General features: G+C 62.7%; 11 protein-coding genes. 8 read left to right on the forward strand and 3 right to left on the reverse strand.

Going from position 1 to position 15,907, the window contains the following annotated elements:
- Positions 1-21: 21 nt before the first annotated feature.
- From ACWNZ1_RS17225 to ACWNZ1_RS17240, 4 genes are read left to right on the forward strand one after another with little or no spacing between them, the layout of a single operon-like run.
- Positions 22-6,342 carry an Ig-like domain-containing protein gene (locus tag ACWNZ1_RS17225; RefSeq protein WP_256454038.1) on the forward strand — a complete coding sequence of 2,107 codons (6,321 nt, stop codon included), beginning with the start codon at positions 22-24 and terminating at the stop codon, positions 6,340-6,342.
- A 40-nt stretch (positions 6,343-6,382) separates the two neighbouring features.
- The gene (locus ACWNZ1_RS17230) at positions 6,383-7,894 is read left to right on the forward strand and encodes a TolC family protein (protein WP_456027766.1); all 1,512 of its coding nucleotides are present in this window, start codon (positions 6,383-6,385) and stop codon (positions 7,892-7,894) included.
- Between the two features lie 11 nt (positions 7,895-7,905).
- A complete protein-coding gene (locus ACWNZ1_RS17235) occupies positions 7,906-8,691 on the forward strand; it encodes an aspartyl/asparaginyl beta-hydroxylase domain-containing protein (protein WP_456027767.1) in 786 nt (261 codons plus the stop codon).
- On the forward strand, positions 8,679-9,620 hold the full coding sequence (locus tag ACWNZ1_RS17240) for a sulfotransferase family protein (protein ID WP_135843128.1): 942 nt from the start codon (positions 8,679-8,681) through the stop codon (positions 9,618-9,620). The genes ACWNZ1_RS17235 and ACWNZ1_RS17240 overlap by 13 nt, the downstream gene beginning before the upstream one ends.
- A gap of 32 nt (positions 9,621-9,652) precedes the next feature.
- Here the strand turns inward: ACWNZ1_RS17240 and ACWNZ1_RS17245 are convergent, their stop codons facing one another.
- Positions 9,653-10,414: a slipin family protein gene (locus ACWNZ1_RS17245; protein WP_135843129.1), complete on the reverse strand. Its 762-nt coding sequence runs from the start codon at positions 10,412-10,414 to the stop codon at positions 9,653-9,655.
- 1 nt (position 10,415) lies between these two features.
- Positions 10,416-10,937, reverse strand: coding sequence for an NfeD family protein (locus ACWNZ1_RS17250; protein WP_135843130.1), 522 nt, complete (start codon positions 10,935-10,937; stop codon positions 10,416-10,418).
- A gap of 144 nt (positions 10,938-11,081) precedes the next feature.
- On the opposite strand from ACWNZ1_RS17250, the gene ACWNZ1_RS17255 reads away from it, so the two are divergent.
- The 4 genes from ACWNZ1_RS17255 to ACWNZ1_RS17270 all read left to right on the forward strand — a co-directional run bounded on the left by ACWNZ1_RS17255 (position 11,082) and on the right by ACWNZ1_RS17270 (position 14,207).
- Complete coding sequence (locus ACWNZ1_RS17255; protein ID WP_135843131.1) at positions 11,082-11,327, forward strand: DUF2789 domain-containing protein; 246 nt, start codon at positions 11,082-11,084, stop codon at positions 11,325-11,327.
- A 204-nt stretch (positions 11,328-11,531) separates the two neighbouring features.
- A complete protein-coding gene (locus ACWNZ1_RS17260) occupies positions 11,532-12,113 on the forward strand; it encodes an alpha/beta hydrolase (protein WP_109751875.1) in 582 nt (193 codons plus the stop codon).
- 59 nt (positions 12,114-12,172) lie between these two features.
- Positions 12,173-13,108, forward strand: a complete 936-nt coding sequence (locus ACWNZ1_RS17265) for a sigma 54-interacting transcriptional regulator (protein ID WP_280944598.1) — start codon at positions 12,173-12,175, stop codon at positions 13,106-13,108.
- A 316-nt stretch (positions 13,109-13,424) separates the two neighbouring features.
- Positions 13,425-14,207 carry a MetQ/NlpA family ABC transporter substrate-binding protein gene (locus ACWNZ1_RS17270; RefSeq protein ID WP_135843133.1) on the forward strand — a complete coding sequence of 261 codons (783 nt, stop codon included), beginning with the start codon at positions 13,425-13,427 and terminating at the stop codon, positions 14,205-14,207.
- A 518-nt stretch (positions 14,208-14,725) separates the two neighbouring features.
- On the opposite strand, the gene ACWNZ1_RS17275 is transcribed toward ACWNZ1_RS17270, so the two are convergent.
- Positions 14,726-15,886, reverse strand: coding sequence for an AAA family ATPase (locus ACWNZ1_RS17275; RefSeq protein WP_256454042.1), 1,161 nt, complete (start codon positions 15,884-15,886; stop codon positions 14,726-14,728).
- Positions 15,887-15,907 lie beyond the last annotated feature (21 nt).

The following is a 15,907-nucleotide window of genomic DNA, read 5'->3' on the forward strand; positions in this document are numbered from 1 at the left end:
GTTCGAGTCCAGGTGATCGTCATGTGGTGGAGCAAAGGCAAATCGCGGGTAACCGAGGGCGCACAGGCCCTGGCATCGCCAATGATCATGTCCCTGGAGCCGCGAATGCTATTCGACGGCGCGGTGGCGGCAACCGTGGCCGACGCCGCGCAACCGGACGCGCAGCCGACCGCTGATGCCGCGAAGGCGCCGACGGCCGACCAGCCTTCCGACAACCATGCGCCTCAGGGTCAGGCTGACGCCACCGAGGCTGCCGTCCCAGGCAAGTCTGTGGTGTTCGTCGACTCCCGGGTCAAGGATGCCAGCAGCCTTCTACAAGGTGTGGCTCCTGGTACCGATGTGGTGCAACTGGATGCCACCAAAGACGGTTTGCAACAGATCGCCGATTACCTGGACACCCACCAGGGCGTTAGCTCAGTGCAGATCATCGCCCACGGTAACGCCGGTGATTTGTGGCTGGGCAACAGCTACCTGTCGGCGGACAACGTCCAGGCCCGCAGCGAAGTGCTCGCGCAGATCGGCCAGGACATGAACGCTGGCGGCGACATCCTGATCTACGGTTGCTACACCGCTGAGGGCGACCGTGGCCTGAGCCTGGTCAACTCGCTGGCGCAGCTCACCGGCCGAGACGTGGCCGCCTCCGACGACCGCACTGGCCTGGGCGGCGACTGGAACCTGGAAATCGCCACCGGCACCATCGAAAGCGCCAACGTGCTCTCGGCCAATGCCATGAGCGAGTACCAATGGGGCCTGGCCACCTGGACCGCCACCAACAACCTCAATTCGGGTATCGGTTCTTTGCGCGCTGCCCTGGGCTCGGCGCAGAACGGCGACATCGTCACGTTCAATACCAGCATGACCGTCGCCCTGACCCAGGTGCTGGTGGTCGACAAGAACATCACCATCGATGGCGACCTCAATAACGACAACGTCGCCGACGTGACCCTCGACGGTCAGTACCGCACCCAGATCATGCAAGTGACGTCCGGCACCACGGCCACCCTCGATGGCCTGGTGATTACCCGGGGCATGGTGGCAGGCAACGGTGGTAATGGCGGCGACGATGCGCTGGTGTCCCAGGGCGGCGGCATCTACAACGCCGGCACCTTGACCCTGCGAAACGTCACGGTGACCGCGAACGCCGCTTCGGGCGGTGGTGGTGGCGGCGGTGTGACGCCGCAGTACGCCGGTGGTGCCGGTGGCGGCGGTGGCGCGATCACCGGCGGTACCGGTGGCAAGGGCGGCGACACGCTCAACTCCACGGGTTCCAACGGCACGGCCGGACAAGGTGGTGCGGGCGGCGGCTTCTTCAACATTGGCGGGCGTGGCGGTTCCACCACGGGTGGTGCGGGCGGTGCGGCTTATCCAGGCTACAGCACCGGTTCGGCCGGCGGCACGGCCACCAGCGGAGGCTTGTCCATCGGCGGTGGCGGCGGTGGCGATGGTTATGACGACATCGGCGGCGCTGGCGGCGGCGCGGTGGGGGGTATCTACAACGATACCGGCGCGACCCTGCGGATCATCGGCAACTCGACCATTTCCAACAACGTCGGCGCCGGCGGTGGCGGTGGCGGCGGCGGGGCTGGCGGTAGCTATCTCCAGGCGGGCGGTGCGGGCGGTGTCGGTGTCGGTGCCATCTGGAACAAAGGCTCGATCCTGATCACCGCTGCCAACTTCGCCGCCCTGGCCGGTAACGTCGGCGGCAGCGGCGTGGGTGGGACGAGTGCGGGCACCGCGGGTGTTTCGCCGGCGTCGGTGGCCAACGTCTACGGCGATGGCGGTACTATCAACACCAACTATGTGCCGGACGAAACGCCGCCCACCGCGACCGTTGTGGTGGCCAATACCAACCTCAACTCCGGTGGTACATCGACGGTCACCATCACCTTCTCCGAAGCCGTGACCGGCCTTACCGCGGCGGACCTGACGGTGCAGAACGGCAGCGTCGGCACCTTGACCAGTGGCGACGGTGGCATCACCTGGACGGGGACGTTGACTGCGGCCAGTGACATCGCCGACACCACCAACATCATCACCCTGAACAATACCGGCGTGGCCGACCTGGCCGGCAATGCCGGCGTGGGCACCACCGACTCGAACAACTACATCGTCAACGACACCGTGGCGCCCACGGCGTCCATCGTGGTGAGCGACACCGCCCTCAGGATTGGCGAAACCTCGACGGTCACCATCACCTTCAGCGAAGCGGTGAGCGGTTTCACCGCCGCCGACCTGACCGTCGCCAACGGTACCCTCAGCGGCCTGAGCAGCAGCGACGGTGGCATCACCTGGACGGCCACGCTGACACCGGATGCGGCGATCACCGATACCTCCAATCTCATTGTCCTGAATAACACTGGCGTGGCGGACCTCAATGGCAATGCAGGCGTTGGGACGACCAACTCCAACAACTACGCCGTCGACACGCAACGCCCGACCGCCACCATCGTGGTGTCTGACACCGCGCTGCGCGTCGGTGAAACCTCCGTGGTGACCATCACCTTCACCGAGGCCGTGAGTGGTTTCACCACCGCCGACCTGACGGTCGCCAATGGCACGGTCACCGGCCTGAGCAGCAGCGACGGTGGTATCACCTGGACCGGGACGCTCACACCCAGTGCCAGCGTCAGCGACACCAGCAACCTGATCACCCTGGATAACACCGGCATTGCGGACTCGGCGGGCAACGCCGGTAGTGGGACCACCGACTCCAACAATTACGCCGTCGACACGTTGCGTCCGACCGCCACCATCGTGGTGGCCGATACCGCGCTGAACATCGGCGAAACCTCGCTGGTGACGATTACCTTCAGCGAGGCCGTCACGGGTTTCACCTTGGCGGACCTGACCGTTGCCAACGGCTCCTTGAGCGGCCTGAGCAGCAGCGACGGCGGTATCACCTGGACCGCGACGCTCACCCCGAGCGCCAGCGTCAGCGATGCCACCAACCTGATCATCCTGGCCAATACCGGTGTGGCGGACGCGGCGGGCAACACCGGCAGCGGCACCACCAGCTCCAACAACTATGCGGTCGACACCCAGCGTCCGACGGCGACTATCGTCGTGGCCGACAATGCCCTGAGCGTCGGCGAAACCTCCCTGGTGACCATCACTTTCAACGAAGCGGTGACAGGCTTTACCACCGCCGACCTGACGGTCGCCAACGGCACGGTCACCGGCCTGAGCAGCGGCGACGGCGGCATTACCTGGACCGGGACGCTCACGCCAAGCGCCAGCACCAGCGATACCAGCAACCTCATCACCCTGGATAACACCGGCGTGGCTGACGCGGCGGGCAACGCCGGCAGTGGCACCACCGATTCCAATAACTACGCCATCGACACCGCACGTCCGACCGCCACCATCGTGGTCGCCGACACGGCCATCGCCATTGGCGAAACATCGGTGGTGACGATCACCTTCAGCGAGGCGGTGACCGGTTTTACCCTGGCGGACCTGAGCGTCACCAACGGCAGCCTGAGCGGCCTGAGCACCAGCGACAACATCACCTACACCGCGACCTTCACACCGAGCGCGGGTGTCAGCGATGCCACCAACCTGATCACGCTCAATAACACGGGCGTAGTGGACGGCGCGGGCAATACCGGCAGCGGCACCACCGATTCCAACAACTACGCCGTCGACACCCTGCGTCCGACCGCCACCATCGTGGTCGCCGACACGGCGCTGAGCGTCGGCGAAACCTCGCTGGTGACCATTACCTTCTCCGAGGCGGTCAGCGGCTTCGACAATTCGGACCTGAGCATCGCCAACGGCACGCTGAGTGCGGTCAGCAGCAGTGATGGCGGCATCACCTGGACCGCCACCTTCACCCCGGCCCTCGGGGTCAGCGACACGTCCAACCTCATTGTCCTGAACAACACCGGGGTCAACGATGGGGCGGGCAACACCGGCAGCGGCACCACCAACTCCAACAACTACCAGGTCGACACCAACGTGCCGACGGCGACCATCGTGATTGCCGATACCACGTTGAGCATCGGCGAAACCTCGGTGGTCACCGTGACGTTCAACTCGGCGGTCAGCGGGTTCGACAACGCGGACTTGACCGTCAGCAACGGTACGCTCAGCACCATGAGCAGCACCGACGGTGGCGTCACCTGGACGGCCACATTCACGCCGAGCGTTAGCATTTCCGATACCAGCAACGTGATCACCCTGGACAACACCGGCTTGATCAACGGCGCGGGCAACGCGGGTGTTGGCACCACCGATTCCAACAACTACGCCGTCGATACGGTGCGCCCAACCGCGACCATCGTCGTGGCCGACACCGCCATCGCCGCCGGCGAGACCTCGCTGGTGACCATCACCTTCAGCGAGGCGGTGACGGCGTTCACCAGTGCTGATCTGACGGTCGCCAACGGCGTGATCTCCGGGCTGAGCAGCAGCGACGGCGGCATCACCTGGACCGCGACCTTCACGCCGACCGGTGGCGTCACGGACACCAGCAACGTTATCTCGCTCAACAGTGGTGGCATCGTTGACCTGGCGGGCAACCTCAATGTCGGCGGCACCGACTCCAACAACTACGCGCTGGACACCGAACGTCCGACCGCCACCATCGTGCTGAGCGATTCGGTGTTGAAACCGGGTGAAACCGCGCAGGTGACCATCACCTTCAGCGAGGCAGTGACCGGTTTCAGCAACGCGGACCTGAGCGTTGCCAACGGCACCCTGAGCGCCGTCAGCAGCAGCGATGGCGGCCTGACCTGGACCGCGACCTTCACGCCGACCCTGGGTGTGACCGACGCCAGCAACCTGATCACCCTGGACAATACCGGCGTGAGCGATGCGGCCGGCAATACCGGGACAGGCACCACCGATTCGGCCAATTATGTGGTCGAGACGCAGGTACCGACGGCCACGATCGTGGTGGCCGACAGTGCGCTGCAGATAGGGGAAACCTCGCAGGTCACTATTACGTTCTCGGAAGCGGTGAGCGGTTTCGACAACAGCGACTTGACCATCAGCAACGGCACGCTCAGCAATGTGTCGTCCACCGACGGCGGCGTCACCTGGACGGCCACGTTCACGCCGAGCGCCAGCATCACCGACACCAGCAACCTGATCAGCCTGGACACCAGCGGTGTGGTCAACGCCTCGGGCAACAGCGGTGTCGGTGTGGTGGACTCCAACAACTACGCGATCGACACGGTTCGCCCTGGCGCCACCATCACCGTGGGCGATACCAGCCTGGGCATCGGCCAGAGCACCACCGTGACCATCAGCTTCACCGAGGCGGTGTCCGGTTTCGACTTGTCGGATCTCAGTGTCGCCAATGGCGTGTTGTCCAACCTTGCCAGCAGTGACGGCGGCCTGACCTGGACCGCGACCCTGACGCCGACTGCCGGCGTCAACGATGCCACCAACCTGATCCTGCTCGACGCCAGCAATGTGCAGGACCTGGCCGGCAACGCCGGCGTGGGCATCGCGATTTCCGCCAACTATGCACTCGACGCCACCCGGCCGACGGCAACCATCGTGGTCGCCGACCCGAACCTGACGGTGGGCGAGACCACCCAGGTGACTTTCACCTTCAGCGAAGCGGTGACGGATTTTGACCTGTCGGACCTCAGTGTCACCAACGGTGAACTGACCAACCTGAGCACCAGCGACGGCGGCAGGACCTGGACCGCGACGTTCACACCAACGGTGAATCTCACCGACCCGAGCAACTTCATTGCCCTGGACACCAGCAACGTCAGCGACCTGACGGGCAACGCCGGGGCCAGCGTGGCGGTGTCCAACAACTATGCGATCGACACCGTGGTGCCCAACGATGTGAAGCCGCCGCCGGAGTTCCTGACTTCCGACCCGGTCACGGTTATCCCGCCGTCCGAGGTGCCGCTGCAACCGATCGTCTTTACCCCGCCGACCGGCAACCTGGGCTCGCCGCTGGGCTTCCCACCGCTGTTCGAGCAACGGGACGTGGGCGGGGGCCTGCGGCCGATTGGGGATATTTTCATCAACCATGGCGCATTGGCACCGAGCTATATCGCCCAGGTTTTCAGCAGTGACGCCGCCGGCGATGGCAGTGGCCAAGGGTTCCTGGGTTTTGGTGGGGGCGATGGCGGGGTGTTCGGCAGCAGCACGCTTTCGACCCTGTTCGGCCAGGACTCCGCTTCCGAGGGCGAATCGATGGAGGCCTTCGGCAACCAGTCGATGCAGGGCGGCGATGCGTCCCAAGGGCTGCGCGGGATGTTCGGGGCGCCCACCCTGGGTCAGCAGCTGCAACAGCTCAAGGACACTGAACAACGTCAGGTCGATAACCTGGCAACCGCGTTACGACAGGTCGGCATCAGCCAAGTGCAGGCCTGAATTCTAAAAAATATTGGGGCAGCCAGGGGCAATCCAGGGAATGAATAGAAGTCAGAAGTTATTCGGTATGAGTGTGCTGGCGTTGGTGGTGAGTGGATGTGCCGTCACCAGCGAACCGATCGAGCGTAGTGTCAGCGAACAGCGCGCTCGAACCGATCTACAGAATATGTACAAGGATCAGGAGCCCCTCAGCGGTCCGCTGACCTTGCACCAGGCCATGGCTCGAGCGGTGAAGTACAACCTCGAAGGCCGCTTGAAGATCATGGAAGAAGCCCTGGCCAAGCGTCAGCTGGATCTGGCCAGTTTCGACATGCTGCCGCGCATGGCCCTGGACGCCGGTTACGTGGGCCGCAACAACGTCAGTGCCTCCAGCAGCCAGAGCGTGGAAACCGGCACCCAGTCCCTGGAACCCTCGACTTCCCAGGACCGCGACCGTGAAGTGGCAGACCTGACCATGGTCTGGAACGTGCTCGATTTCGGTGTGAGCTACATCAGTGCCAAACAGGCCGGGGACCAGCGTTTGATCGTGCAGGAGCGTCGGCGCAAGGTGGTCAACACCATCGTCCAGGACGTGCGTTCGGCCTACTGGCGCGCCATGGCCGCCGAGCGCCTGCTCAAGCAGATCGATAGCCTGATGGTTCGGGTCGAAGCGGCGCGTGACAACAGCCAGAGCATGAGCGAACAGCGCATCGGTGACCCGGTGCAGGCGTTGGGTTACCAGCGCTCGCTGATCCAGGCCACCCGCCAGCTGGAAGAGCAGCGCCGGGCGCTGTCCCTGGCCAAGACCGAACTGGCGACCTTGATCAACCTGCCCTTGGGTACCGAGCTGACCCTGGCGACCCAGGATGAATACACCATCCCGGAACTCAAGGTCGACCTGGCCCGTCTCGAACAGGAAGCCCTGGCCAGCCGTCCGGAACTGCGCGAGCAGGATTACCAGACCCGCATCACCGCCGCCGAAACCCGCAAAGCCATGCTGCGCCTGCTGCCGGGGCTGGAGTTTTCCGCCGGCGGGCACTACGACAGCAACTCGTTCCTGGTGGAGCAGGGCTGGGCCGACTATGGCGTGAAAGTCACCTGGAACCTGTTCAACGTGATCTCCGCCCCGGCGGCCATCGATGTGGCCAAGGCTGGTGAAGAAGTGGCGGCGGCGCGGCGTCAGGCGATGTCGATTGCCGTGCTGGCGCAGTTGTACGTGGCCAATGCCAACTACCGTGAGGCATTGCGTCAGTTCAAGACCAATCAGCAATTGTCGGACATCGACGGGCAAATCGTCGGCCAACTGCGCAGCCGTCACCAGGCCGCTGGCCTGGGTGAGCTGGACCTGATTCAGGGTGAGCTGAACACCTTGCAGGCCGATCTGCGGCGGGACTTGTCCTATGCCGACCTGCGCAACGCCTATGGCCAGATCTTCGCCAGCGCCGGCCTCGACCCGCTGCCAAGCGAAGTGCAATCGACCGAGGTACAGTCGATTGCCACGGCGCTGGCTAACCGCGAGGAGGCTTGGGCCCAGGGGAATATCTCGGTGCCGACGGCTGCGGTGACTCAATAAGCGGGCGCAGGATGATGCGCCCGGCATGTTCCCGGCTACCGGTGGCAGTGAACCTGCCGTTGCTGTTGCAGGCCCTGGCAGCCATTGAAGAGGCGCGTTGGCAGGGGCATTTCAACAGCGCCTTCTACAGCGGCGACTGGAGCGGCGTGGCGCTGATTTCAGCGGTCGATGCCTTGACCGAATTGTCTCCCGGGCGCGGTTTGCCTGTGCCGCGCGCGCCTTGGTCAGAGGATCGTCGTTGGCGCGAAGCGTTGCGTGATTGCTCTCTGGAGATCGTCTCGGCCCGGCTGCTGCGGCTCGGGCCGGGAGGGAGCATTCACGAGCACCGTGACTATGACCTGGGCGGGCCGGACGCCGACCTGCGCCTGCACATTCCGCTGCTCAGTCCGCCGCAAGTGGATTTCTGGCTGGATAACCAGCGTGTGCCCATGACTGCGGGCGAGTGCTGGTTTCTCGACTTGTCGCGACCTCATCGTGTCGATAACCGCAGTGCCGAGCCCAGAGTTCATCTGGTGCTCGATTGCCGCCCAGGGCCCTGGTTGGAGCAGCAGATTGCCGATGGGCTGCCCACTACACCGGCCGCGGGCGCCGGGCATAGCGACTTAGCCCGTTTTCAGCAGCGCGTAGAAACTGATATCCAACTCGCCCGAGCCTTGCAGAGCGTGCATGACATAGACGCTTTCATCGAGTGCGCAATTGCGCTGGGTGCCGGACAAGGCCTGCACTTCACTGCGCAAGAACTCCGGGCGGCCATGCGCAACGGTCGCCGGCAGTGGAGAGACCAGTGGAAGGCCTGAACCTGGACGGCTGGCTGCCAATCCGCGTGTGGCAAGCGACGGGGCAATGGCGGGTCGATTGGTGCTGGTTCGGTGACGCGCGATTGTCGCAACCGTTTTTTGGCGATGCGGTGGACGACGCCCTGCGCCTACCCTTCAACCAAGGATTTCGCCGCCAGACACCCTTGAGCACCCTCGGCCAATGGCAGCAACAGCGCCCGGGCCTGGCGCCCAGTGCGTTCATCTTCCATGCCTCCCGTTGCGGCTCGACGTTGATCAGCCAGATGCTTGCGCAATTGGACGATCATATCGTCATCTCTGAAGCGCCGCCGCTGGATACGCTGTTGCGCAGTGACTTGCCTCCCGCCGAACGGTGCGTGGCGCTCAAGGGGCTGATCTCGGCGTATGGGCAACGTCGCTGTGGCCTCGAGCAGCGCTTGGTGATCAAGCTCGATGCCTGGAACATCGGTGAGCTGCCGCTGTTGCGTGAGTGTTTTCCCGACACGCCTTGGCTGTTCGTGTACCGCGACCCTTTGGAAATCGCTGTCTCCCACCTGCGCCGGCCCGGCATGCACATGGTGCCGGGGATGATTGGCGCGAGTGTGCTGGACGATGGGGCGCCTTTGAGCAACCAGGAGGATTTCATCGCCCGCCGGTTGGGGCGGCTGTTGCAGGTAGGGTTGGGGCATTGCCGGGCTTTTACCGGCCTGGCGGTCAACTACAGCGAGCTGCCGGGGGCGATGGCCGGCAGACTGGCAGCGTTCTTCGAGTTGGATGACGCGCAGCGCGGACGTGCGTTTGCGTCGGTGGGGCAGCATGCCAAGCAGCCGGGGCAGGCGTTTGCCAGTGACAGCGAGGGCAAGCGCCGGGAGGCTTCGCCCTTGCTGCGGGATCGGCTGATGCATTGGGCGCAGGGGCCTTACGAAGCACTTGAGTTGCTGAGACCGTAGCTATTGCGCTTCTGTGGCGAGGGATCGCGTTATCAAGACTTGTTGGGCGACAACTCCGCCATCCCCTTGAGCAATTCAATTGGCAATGGGAAGACGATGGTGGAGGTTTTGTCCCCGGCAATCGACCCCAGTGTCTGCATATAGCGCAGTTGCATGGCGCCCGGCTGGCGCCCGAGCATTTCGGCGGCTTGCATGAGTTTTTCCGAGGCCTGCAACTCGCCTTCGGCGTGGATCACCTTGGCCCGGCGTTCGCGCTCGGCCTCGGCTTGTCGGGCGATGGCGCGGATCATCGATTCGTTGAGGTCCACGTGCTTGATCTCGACGTTTGCCACTTTGATGCCCCAGGCATCGGTCTGGGCGTCGAGCACTTGCTGGATGTCGCTGTTCAATTGCTCACGCTCGGCCAGCAACTGGTCCAAGTCATGTTTGCCGAGGACCGCGCGCAAGGTGGTCTGGGCCAGTTGACTGGTGGCCATGAGGAAGTTCTCGACCTGGATGATCGCCTTCTGCGGGTCGAGCACGCGAAAGTACAGCACTGCATTGACCTTCACCGAGACGTTGTCACGGGTGATCACGTCCTGCGGCGGTACGTCTAGCACAATGGTGCGCAGGTCGACGCGGATCATCTGCTGCACCACCGGAATCAGCAGGATCAACCCCGGGCCCTTGACTTGCCAGAACCGGCCGAGCTGGAACACCACGGCACGTTCGTATTCACGCAGGATCCGGAATGTCGAAGCCGCCAGTGCGATGACCAGCAACAACAGCATCGTAAAACCGATTTGCATACCCATCTCAGACTCCTTGTGAATCAGCGGGGGCTACTTCCAGCAGCAGGCCTTTGCGGGCGATGACCCGTACCGCCTGCCCACGCCGCAGTGGCGTCGCGCTTGCCACCTGCCAGCGTTCGCCTTCCAGTTGGACCCAACCATGATGATTACCGTCCTGCAAGGCGATCACCGCAGTGACACTGCCCAGCAGCGCGGCGTCACCGCTGACGGGCTGGCGTGGGCGGGTTTTCAACGCGCGGATCAACAGGACAATCAGCAGCAGGGCGCTGACCAGGCCCAGGCCGATCATCAGGGGAACCGGCACATCGGCGTTGGTCAGGATGACCGCGCCGATCACGCACAAAATAATCCCGCCCAAGCCGACAACGCCGTAGTTGGGCAGCGCTGCCTCGGCGATCAGCAAAGCCACGCCCACGGCAATCAACCAGAAGCCCACGGGGTTGGTGACCAGCAGCGCGAGGCCATCGGCTGCGAATACTGGCCCGCTCATGGCCAGCAGCGCGATCATTAAGCAGTGAATGTTCACGGGACCTCCGCAACGCATTGGTCGTGACGTTATCCAAAGTCTAGTCGAGCCAAGGGGTGATTGAATTTTGATCAGTCTGACGGTCGCCAAGGGGCTAGACTGCGGGAAGAACCCAGCCATCCGTCTTATGCTCAGGAGCCCCGTATGGAATCCCCGATCCACAGCCTGCCCGCGCTGTTCAAACAATTGGGCCTGTCTGACGACGCCCTTGATATCGACAAATTCATCGCGACCCATTCACCCCTCAAGCCTGAGCTTCACTTGGCTGATGCGTTTTTTTGGAGCAAAAGCCAGCAGCAATTACTGCGCGAAGAAATCCTCGAGGATGCGGACTGGGCGGAAGTGGTGGACCAGTTGAATGTGTTGCTACGCAAGGGGCGTGGTGAGTAATACGTACGCAGGACCTGTGGGAGCGGGCTTGCTCGCGAATGCGTCGTATCAGCCAACATCACCGCTACTGGCCCACCGCCTTCGCGAGCAAGCCCGCTCCTGTGATTATGCTTTTTAATTATTAATAAATAGCTTCTTATTCCTTAAACAATATAACTCTCCTCCCTATACTCGTCCGGGAACAGACACGCAGGAGAGCAACCCATGCGCAACGAATCGATTCGCTACCTGATTGTGCCGGGCTGGCAAGGATCGCCGGAAAATCATTGGCAAACCCACTGGCAGAACAGCCTGCCCAACAGCGCCCGGGTCGAGCAGGCCGACTGGTTGACGCCCCGGCGTGAAGACTGGGTTGCGGCGCTGGCCGAGGCTATTGCCGCCGACAGCACGCCGGTGATTCTGATTGCCCATAGCCTGGGCTGCATTACGGTTGCCCATTGGGCCGCCACCGCGCCGGTGCAGTTTCTGCGGCAGGTTCGCGGGGCGTTGCTGGTGGCGCCAGCGGACGTCGAACGGCCGGCCTGTGCCCCGGCACTGCGTAATTTTGCGCCGATTCCGACGGATCTGTTGCCGTTCCCAAGCCAAGTGGTCAGTTCTGACAATGACGCCGCTGTGAGCGCTCCGCGTGCCCTGGAGTTAGCGCGTAATTGGGGGGCCGAGGCCGGGATTCTGGCCGGGGCGGGGCATATCAATGTGAAGTCCGGCCACCAACGCTGGGAGCAGGGGTTCGCTTATCTCTATCGTCTGCAAAATCGCATGGAGCATCACGCCCTGCGTCGCGCCTGAATATGCCCCTGGATAATAGTGCCCTTGCATTTGCCGGCGGTGCGGGGCGGGAGTCTGCCATGAGCTTGCATGAAACCTTTGGTCAGCCGCTGCTGACCTTTCCCGATGCGGAAAAAAGCCCCCTGAGCATTCGCGCCAAGGCGCTGGTGTTCGTCGACCCGCGTTCGCGGCAGTTGCGTCAGGAGGTGGAGCAACTGGCGCCGCGCTCGGTCTCGGTGCTGATACGCGGCGAAACCGGTACTGGCAAAGAATTGCTTGCCCGGCACATCCACCGCGAAAGTGATCGCGCCGGGCTGTTTGTGTCGGTCAATTGCGGCGCGATCAGCCCGACCTACGCTGACGCTGAGCTGTTTGGTTATGCCGCTGGCAGCTACAGCGGCTCGGCCAGTAGTCGGGCCGGCTGGTTCGGCTCGGCCAATGGCGGCACCCTTTACTTGGATGAAATCGGTGATTTGCCGCTGCCGATCCAGATCAAGTTGCTGGCGGCCCTGGAAAACCACGAGGTCACCCGCGTCGGCGCGCACCAGCCCAGCCCGGTGGATGTACGCCTGGTGGCGGCCACCAGCATCGACCTGGGGCAAGCCGTGGCCGCCGGGAAATTTCACGAGCGGCTCTACCATTACCTCAGCGAAGGTCGGCTCGAGCTTCCGGCCCTGCGCGAGCGGGTGGGCGATATTCTGTCCCTGGCCGAATACTTCCTGGGCATTTACACCCAGCGCCTCGGCCTGAGCGTGCCGCTGATCAGCGAGGCTGCACAACATGCGCTTGAACAGCACAGCTGGCCGGGCAATACCCGCGAACTGGAAAACGTTATTCACTTCGCGTTGCTGGTCAGCACAGGTGACGAGATTTTTCCGGAGCACCTGAATTTACCGGCCCAGTCATCGGCCCTGGAATTGATCGACCGCCAGGTGGCGCAGATCGTTGCACAAGGCACGGACGCCGAGCGCACAGCCCTCAAGGCGCTGCTCAATCAATTGAGCCAAACGCTATAGAAGACACCGGAATTGTGGTGAGGGGATTTATCCCCGCTGGGCTGCGAAGCAGCCCCCTAAGCTATCAAACTCAATCTGCCTGACACACCGGGAGGCGGCATTGAGGGTCGCTTCGCGCCCCAATGGGGATAAATCCCCTCGCCCCAAAGCGCGGCTTTTTCTATATGAGTAAAATGAATATGAACTTGAATAAAAGATATTGTTAAGGCATAAAAAATGTCGGTATTGTCCGCCACACGCCAGCGATAGCACTTCGCTGGCACCCCCCTATTTGGCCGTCGTCCACGACGACAGTGATTTTCGATAAGGACACTGCATGAAAAAGGTTCTGTTGTTCACCGCATTGGCGGCAGCCCTGACCACGGGCCTGGCCCAGGCCGCGGAAAAACTGGTGGTGGCGGCCACCCCGGTGCCCCACGCTGAAATCCTCGAGCTGATCAAGCCGGCCCTGGCCAAAGAAGGTGTGGACCTGGAAATCAAGGTCTTCACCGACTACGTCCAACCCAACGTGCAGGTTGACCAGAAGCGTCTGGACGCCAACTACTTCCAGACCCTGCCGTACCTGAAAAACTTCAACGAAGGTAAAGGCACCAACCTGGTGACCGTGATCGGCGTGCATGTCGAACCGTTCGGCGGTTACTCGAAGAAAGTCAAAAGCCTGGCCGAGCTCAAGGACGGCGCCACCATCGCCATCCCCAACGAAGGCAGCAACAGCGGTCGTGCGCTGATCCTGCTGCAGAAGGCCGGTCTGATCGAACTCAAGGACCCGAAAAACGCTGTGTCCACGCCCAAGGACATCGCCAAGAACCCGCACAACTTCAAGTTCAAGGAACTGGAATCGGCCATGTTGCCGCGTGTGCTGGATCAGGTCGACCTGGACATGATCAACACCAACTATGCCCTGGAAGCAGGTCTTAACCCGGCCAAGGATGCGCTGGTGATCGAAGGTGCGGATTCGCCTTACGTGAACTTCCTGGTGGCCCGCCCGGACAACAAGGACAGCCCGGCCATCCAGAAACTGGCCAAGGCCCTGACCAGCCCGGAAGTGAAGGCGTTCATCGAGAAGAAATACAGCGGCGCGGTACTGCCGGCGTTCTGATTCGCGCGGTAAACCTTTTTACGGTTCAAACGCCGACGGCTGATACAGCGTCGGCGTTTTTTATTGGAAGCGCCTGTGGCGAGGGAGCGTGCTCCCGCTCGACTGCGCAGCAGTCGCAAAACAGCTAACGAGGTATGCCCTGCCAACTGGCATGTGCAGGTTTTGGGGTCGCTTCGCAACCCAGCGGGAGCAAGCTCCCTCGCCACAAAATCAAATGCGCTATCAGGCCGCCCTGGTCTTCAACGCCCTGCGCAACGCCACCAACAACTTTACGATGTCCTGCGGGTCCAGTCGCTGTGGCACTTTTACGTCTGCCATATTCTCTTCCTTGTGATGGTTTGGCCGGGAGTCTGGCCAAAAGCTGTGCGTCCTTGAAGGTTCGTTTCGAAAAAAAGATCCTTCCTACGGCAAAAAGAAAAATAGTCGTCTTCCTTCCGCGCGGCAAATGCAGACGCAAGATTGGCGGTCGAACACCATTGCCTCTGTGGGAGCGGGCTAAGCGGTCTATCAGGCGCTGATTAATCCGGCCAATGCCAAGCCGGCTCATCCAGCATCCGCTGCCCGACAATCCCGGTCTGCCCTAGATCCTTTTCCAGCACGATGCAATTGCAGTCGTCGTCCTGCTCCAGGGCGGCGATCAGCCGCGTGGCATGGGACACCACCCAGACCTGACAACTGACTGAAGCCCGGATGATCAACCGCGCCAAGGCTGGCAACAGATCCGGGTGCAGGCTGGTTTCCGGTTCGTTGAGCACCATCAGCGAGGGTGGGCGCGGGGTGAGCAAAGCCGCCACCAGCAACAGGTAGCGCAGCGTCCCGTCCGACAGTTCGGCCGCAGACAGTGGGCGCAACAAGCCTTGCTGATAAAACTCGATGGCGAAACGTCCGCCTTGCAGAGCTTCGATGCGTAATCGGGCGCCGGGAAATGCATCGCCAATGGCAGCATGCAAAGCTTCAGCGTCACCGATTTCAAGGATGGTTTGCAGGGCGGCGGCCAGGTCGCGCCCGTCGTGGTGCAACACTGGCGTGCGGGTGCCCAATTGCGGTTGGCGTACCGGGGCGTCGGCATCGCTGCGAAAATGGTCGTAAAAGCGCCAGCGGCGAATGAACTCGCGCATCTGCAGCACCTCCGGCGAAGTGCGCAGGCTGCCGACCTGGTCGAACAGGCTGTCGAAGCTGGGCGTGTGCTGGGCCAATACATCCCATGAACGGCCTTCACGGGCCCGGATCATTGGCCCATTGCGGTCGACCAGCAGGCTGGCGGGACGAAAGACCGGCCCGGCCCAGATGCATTCGCGCTTGATTTCCGGGTCCAGTGAAAACGCTGAAAGACTGGGTTCCGGCAGGCCCAAGGCAATCGAATAGCTGAAATCTTCACCGGCGAACCCCAGGCGCAAGCGTTTGCTGGCCTGGCGCACGATACCCTGGACAGGCACCTCGCCGTTGCGCATGCGCCGGCTGATTTCTTCCGGCCCGGCCCAGAAGGTCGAGTCCAGTCCGCCTTCACGGGCCAGGGCGTTGACCACCCCGCCCTGGGCTGTCTCGGCCAACAGACGCAGGGCGCGGTACAGATTGGACTTGCCGCTGCCATTGGGACCGGTGATCAGGTTCAACCGGCCCAGGGGAATCACCAGTTTGTTGATGGAGCGGTAATTGGCCACCGCCAGCGTTTTGAGCATGAGCAATCTCCCGCAAAGGCG

It is taken from the genome of Pseudomonas sp. CFBP 5748 (assembly GCF_053850495.1).

Coding starts and splice junctions, on each gene's coding strand:
- ACWNZ1_RS17225 (WP_256454038.1), top strand. CDS start 22: ATGTGGTGGAGCAAAGGCAAATCGCGGGTAACCGAGGGCGCACAGGCC.
- ACWNZ1_RS17230 (WP_456027766.1), top strand. CDS start 6,383: ATGAATAGAAGTCAGAAGTTATTCGGTATGAGTGTGCTGGCGTTGGTG.
- ACWNZ1_RS17235 (WP_456027767.1), top strand. CDS start 7,906: ATGATGCGCCCGGCATGTTCCCGGCTACCGGTGGCAGTGAACCTGCCG.
- ACWNZ1_RS17245 (WP_135843129.1), bottom strand. CDS start 10,414: ATGGGTATGCAAATCGGTTTTACGATGCTGTTGTTGCTGGTCATCGCA.
- ACWNZ1_RS17255 (WP_135843131.1), top strand. CDS start 11,082: ATGGAATCCCCGATCCACAGCCTGCCCGCGCTGTTCAAACAATTGGGC.
- ACWNZ1_RS17260 (WP_109751875.1), top strand. CDS start 11,532: ATGCGCAACGAATCGATTCGCTACCTGATTGTGCCGGGCTGGCAAGGA.
- ACWNZ1_RS17265 (WP_280944598.1), top strand. CDS start 12,173: ATGAGCTTGCATGAAACCTTTGGTCAGCCGCTGCTGACCTTTCCCGAT.
- ACWNZ1_RS17270 (WP_135843133.1), top strand. CDS start 13,425: ATGAAAAAGGTTCTGTTGTTCACCGCATTGGCGGCAGCCCTGACCACG.
- ACWNZ1_RS17275 (WP_256454042.1), bottom strand. CDS start 15,886: ATGCTCAAAACGCTGGCGGTGGCCAATTACCGCTCCATCAACAAACTG.